Annotated in this window: 5 protein-coding genes; 1 reads left to right on the top strand and 4 read right to left on the bottom strand. The window is 66.7% G+C overall.

What is annotated here, in order from left to right; translation table 11 throughout:
• Positions 1 to 1137: AMP-binding protein (locus tag IP86_RS21500; protein ID WP_197279945.1), on the bottom strand; the 1137-nt coding region annotated here is incomplete at its 3' end.
• 369 nt (positions 1138 to 1506) lie between these two features.
• On the opposite strand from IP86_RS21500, the gene IP86_RS21495 reads away from it, so the two are divergent.
• The gene (locus IP86_RS21495; RefSeq protein WP_082364173.1) at positions 1507 to 2592 is read left to right on the top strand and encodes a DNA topoisomerase IB; all 1086 of its coding nucleotides are present in this window, start codon (positions 1507 to 1509) and stop codon (positions 2590 to 2592) included.
• A 188-nt stretch (positions 2593 to 2780) separates the two neighbouring features.
• Here IP86_RS21495 and IP86_RS21490 read toward each other — a convergent pair whose 3' ends face one another.
• The 3 genes from IP86_RS21490 to IP86_RS21480 all read right to left on the bottom strand — a co-directional run bounded on the left by IP86_RS21490 (position 2781) and on the right by IP86_RS21480 (position 5004).
• Positions 2781 to 3443, bottom strand: coding sequence for a class I SAM-dependent methyltransferase (locus tag IP86_RS21490; protein WP_054164475.1), 663 nt, complete (start codon positions 3441 to 3443; stop codon positions 2781 to 2783).
• A 153-nt stretch (positions 3444 to 3596) separates the two neighbouring features.
• A complete protein-coding gene (locus IP86_RS21485) occupies positions 3597 to 4010 on the bottom strand; it encodes an EVE domain-containing protein (RefSeq protein WP_054164474.1) in 414 nt (137 codons plus the stop codon).
• 4 nt (positions 4011 to 4014) lie between these two features.
• Complete coding sequence (locus tag IP86_RS21480) at positions 4015 to 5004, bottom strand: NAD(P)H-dependent glycerol-3-phosphate dehydrogenase (RefSeq protein ID WP_054164473.1); 990 nt, start codon at positions 5002 to 5004, stop codon at positions 4015 to 4017.
• Positions 5005 to 5094 lie beyond the last annotated feature (90 nt).

The following is a 5094-nucleotide window of genomic DNA, read 5'->3' as shown; positions in this document are numbered from 1 at the left end:
CAGCCGCAGCGAGGCGCGCGAGGTCTTCTTCACCGGCTCGTCGCCGCCCTGCATCAGGGCGCGGATCGCGGTCGGCGCGGTGTAGAAGATGTTGACCTTGTGCTTGTCGATGACTTCCCAGAACCGCGAATTGCTCGGGTAGTTGGGCACGCCCTCGAACATCAGCGTGGTGGCGCCGTTGGCCAGCGGCCCATACAGGATGTAGCTGTGGCCGGTGACCCAGCCGACGTCGGCGGTGCACCAGTAGATGTCGCCGTCGTGATAATCGAACACGTATTGGTGCGTCATCGAGGCGAACACGAGATAGCCGCCCGAGGTGTGCAGCACGCCCTTGGGCTGGCCGGTCGAGCCCGAGGTGTAGAGGATGAACAGCGGGTCTTCCGCGTGCATGTGCTCCACCGGGCACTCGGTGGTCACCATCTCGGCGGCTTCGTGGTACCAGAAGTCGCGGACGTCATCCATCTCGATGGCGGCGCCGGTGCGCTTCACCACCATCACCCAATCGACGCCGTCGCACTTCTTCAGCGCCGCGTCGACATTGGCCTTCAGCGGCACCTTGCGGCCGCCGCGCAGGCCTTCGTCGGCGGTGATGACGATCTTGGACTGGCAGTCATTGATCCGGCCCGCCAAGCTGTCCGGCGAGAAGCCGGCAAACACCACCGAATGGATCGCGCCGATCCGCGCGCAGGCCAGCATCGCGAACGCCGCTTCGGGAATCATCGGCAGATAGATGGTGACGCGGTCGCCCTTGCCGACATTGCGGTTGCGCAGGATGTTGGCGAACTTGCAGACCTCGTCGTGCAGCTCCCGATAGGTGATGCTGCGCGATTGCGAAGGATCGTCGCCTTCCCAGATGATCGCGACCTGATCGCCCCGCTTGGCGAGATGGCGATCGATGCAGTTGTAGGCGACGTTGAGAACGCCGTCCTCGAACCATTTGATCGAGACATTGCCGGGCGCGAACGACGAATTGTCGATCTTGTGCGGCGCCTTGATCCAGTCGACACGCTTGGCCTCGTCGGCCCAGAAGCCGTTCGGGTCGTTGACCGAGCGGGCATACATCTCGCGATACTTGGCGTCGTCGATGAAAGCGCGGCTCGCCCATTCCGAGGGCACGTCATAGATCTTCTCGGACATACTTTCCTCCACCCGAAAACGCGGCCGTGCCGCACCCGCCGTCGGTGCCCGGACCGCAATCGCTTCAAACCCGGCGGGCCCATGCCGCCAGCACCTGCCGCGTCGCCGGATCGTATAACGCCGATCCGGCGAAATCGCGAAAACTGCTGAGGGATGAGCATCGCCGGCGAAGAGACGTGCGAACGTCCACCATCCGGCCGTTGTTGTTCGGACGATTATGCGATGGCCGCCAGGGACACGACAAGCGGGCGCGTCATCCGACTTTTGGCGTCCACCGCCGGTGCGGGGCTAGGGCGCCGCCGGCCGCTTCGGAACGGAGACGGGGTTGGCGCATTAGCTGTCGGCATCCGCCCCCGAGGTCGCAAGCTCATGATCGACCAATCGAATTTGAACATCTCGTCGGCCGTCGAGGAATTCTCGGCAGAGCCGGTCGCCAGCGTCGAAGAGCTCGCCAAGGACCTCGGCCTGAAACTCGGCGAACCCGAGCAACTGACGATCCGCCGCATCCGGCGCGGCAAGCGCTTCCAATATCTGCGCCCCGACGGCTCGCCGGTGAAACAGCAGACTGTGATCAGCCGGCTCAACGCGCTGGCGATGCCGCCCGCCTATGAGGAAGTCCGTTACGCCGCCGACCCGACCTCGCATCTGCAGGCGGTCGGCCGCGACGCCGCCGGCCGGTTGCAATACCGCTACCATTCGGACTGGGAGAAGGTGCGCGAGACCCGCAAGGCGCACCGGCTGGCGCAGCTGGTCGGCGCGCTGCCGAAGATCCGCCGGGCGGTGACCCGGCATCTGTCCGGCGACGAGCCGACCCGCGAATTCGCACTTGCGGCGGTGATCGAGCTGATCGCCCGGACCGCGATCCGGCCGGGCAGCGAATCCTACGCCCGGCTCAACGGCACCCGCGGCGCGGCGACGCTGCTCAAATCCAACGTCACGATCGAGGACGATTGCGTGACCCTGTCGTTCAAGGCCAAGGGCGGCAAAGCGGTGCGCAAGGAATGCGGCGCGGCGCGACTAGTGCGGGCGATCGAGATCCTGCGCAAGCTCAAAGGCAGGCGGCTGTTTCAGTATGTCGGCAATGACGGCGCGGTGCACGCCGTCACCGCCACCCAGGTCAACGTGTTCCTGCGCGAGATCGCCGGCATCAAGATTTCGCTGAAGGACTTCCGCACCCTGATGGCCTCGGCCGTGGTGCTGGAATCGCTGGCGCGGATCGAGCCCGCCACCAGCGCCCGCGGCCGCCGAAAGCAGGTGCTCGAGGCGCTACGCGAAGCAGCCGACGAACTCGCCAACACCCCGGCGATCTGCCGCAAGAGCTACGTCCACGCCACCATCGTCACCGCGTTCGAAGACGGAATTCTGGAGCGCTTCGCCGCGACGCTGAAGGGAACGCGCTCGCAGCAGAAGCGCGAGCAACTGCTGGCCCAGGTGGTGACGGCGGCCGCGGCGTAGCGCCTACTTCAGACTTGTTATCAAGCGCTACCCCACAGCCACCCGTCATCGCCCGGCTTGACCGGGCGACCCAGTATTCCAGAGCGTCCGTGGTGGCGGCACGCCGTTGCTCACAACAAAGGCTCTGGAATACTGGGCCCTCCGCTTTCGCGGAGGGTGACGGTTTGTGCTTAGGGCGCCGCCGCGCGCTACTTCAGCGTCCAGACGCCTGTGGCTTTGATCTCGGCATCCTCCAGCTCGCGCGTCACCGGCACGCCGTAGGTGGCGAGCTGCACCAGCTTGTCCTTCGGCAAGTAATAGCGTCCGGGATCTCCGATCAGGACATGCGCGCCCTGCGCGGCGCGGCCTTGCAGAAAAGCAAACGCCAGGCCGGCGATATCCTGCTGATAGAAGATGTCGCCAGCCAGGACTGTCTGAGCCGGCAGCGGATGCGGGCCGCCGAGCAAATCGTCGCCGCTGACGTCGAGCGCCACGCCATTCGCCGCCGCGTTGAGCGCGATCGCCTGCCGGGCGAAACCGTCGATGTCGAACGCGGTGACGCGGCGCGCGCCCGCCTTCATCGCGGCGATCGCCACCAGGCCGGAGCCGGAGGCGAGGTCGATCACGTCCCGGCCGGCGACACTCTCCGGATGATCCAGCACGTAGCGCGCCAGTGCCTGTCCGCCCGCCCAAGCGAACGCCCAGAACGGCGGCGGCAGCCCGGCCTCGCCGAGTTGCTCTTCGGTCTTGCTCCACAGCGGCAGCGCCTCGTCGGCGACATGCAGCGCCACCTCCGGCACCAAAGGCACCGGCCGCAGACGCGTATTGGCGTGGATAAAGGTGGCCGGGTCGGCGATGGCAGAGGTGCTCATCGCGCGGTGATGCGGGAGCGGAGCGGAGATGTCCAGCGATAGAGTTCGTCATTGCGAGGAGCGTAGCGACGAAGCAATCCAGCGCTGTGCACTGCGCTCTGGATTGCTTCGCTTCGCTCGCAATGACGGAGGATGGCCGTTTCGTGACAGAAATTACAGCCCGCCCATCTTGCACACCAGCTTCCACTCCTCCGCCGTCACCGGCTGCACCGATAAACGCGAGTATTTCAGCAGGGCCATTTCGGCGAGGCGGGGTTCGGCTTTCACGGCGTTCAGCGTCACCGGGGTTTTCAGCGGCTTGTCGGCCTTGATGTCGACGCAGACGAACTTGCCGCTCTCGTCGGTCGGATCCGGATAGGCTTCGCGGATGATCTCCGCGATGCCGACGATCTCCTTGCCCTCGTTGGAGTGATAGTAGAAGGCGCGGTCGCCCTTCTTCATCGCCATCATATGCAGCTTGGCGGAGTGGTTGCGCACGCCGGTCCAGGCCTCGCCCTTGGCGCCCTTGGCCACCTGCCGGTCCCACGACCACACCGACGGTTCGGATTTCACCAGCCAGTACGCCAAAGTCCTATTCCTCCGCCTTGAGCGGCCGCGTCAGCAGCCCTTCGATTGCCTGGTCGACATCGAGCTTGCCGGCCAGGATCGCCGCCACCGCGGTCGAGATCGGCATGTCGACGCTCTTCGCTTGTGCCATCTCCAGCAGCACCGGCGCCGTGTAGGTGCCCTCGGCCAGCTTGCCGTGTGCCGCGGTGTCGATGCTCTCGCCGCGGCCGAGCGCCATGCCGAACGAGAAATTGCGCGATTGCGGCGTCGAGCAGCACATCGTCAGGTCGCCGAGGCCGGACAGCCCGTGCATCGTTTCGATCCGCGCCCCATAGGCCTTGCCGAACCGCACCAGCTCGACGAAGCCGCGCGTGGTCATCGCCGCCAGCGCCGAAGCGCCGAGCTTGCGGCCCTCGACGATGCCGGCGGCGATCGCCATCACGTTCTTGGTGGCGCCGCCGAGCTCGACGCCGCGCACATCCGTCGAGTGATAGGGCCGGAAGCTGCCGGAATTCATCGCCTGCGCGAGCGCCTGCGCCACCGCCGCATCGGCCGCCGCGATCGTCACCGCGGTCGGCAGGCCGCGCGCGACGTCGGCGGCAAAGCTCGGGCCGGACAGGATCGCGGGGATCGCGGCCGGCGCGCATTCGGCGATGATCTCGGTCATGAACCGATGCGTGCCGTGCTCGATGCCCTTGGCGCAGGCGACCAGCGGCGTGCGCGGCGCGATCAACGGCGCCAGCGACGTCACCACCGGCCGCATTACCTGGGCGGGCACGACCAGCAGCAGCGCCTCGGCGCGCGCCGCCACCCCAAGGTCAGGCGTGACCGCGATAGCCTCGTCGAGCCGCACCCCCGGCAGATATCGGCTCTCGCGCTGGGCCGCGAGATGGGCGGCGTGCTCGGCATCGTGCTCCCACAGCGTGACGCTGCGCCCGGCCCGCGCCGCCGTCAGCGCCAGCGCCGTCCCCCACGCCCCACCGCCGAGCACGGCGATCGACTGAAAATGATTCATTGGACAAGCTCGTTGAAATTCAAACGCGCCACCACGCAGGGCACGCGCTCCCTCTCCCCGCTTGCGGGGAGAGGGCTGGGGTGAGGGGGC

The sequence above is a fragment of the Rhodopseudomonas sp. AAP120 genome (assembly GCF_001295845.1).
In the GTDB taxonomy this organism is placed as follows: Bacteria; Pseudomonadota; Alphaproteobacteria; order Rhizobiales; family Xanthobacteraceae; genus Rhodopseudomonas.
The sequence above is the reverse complement of the archived record's forward strand: the minus strand, read 5'-3'. Positions and strand labels throughout refer to the sequence as shown.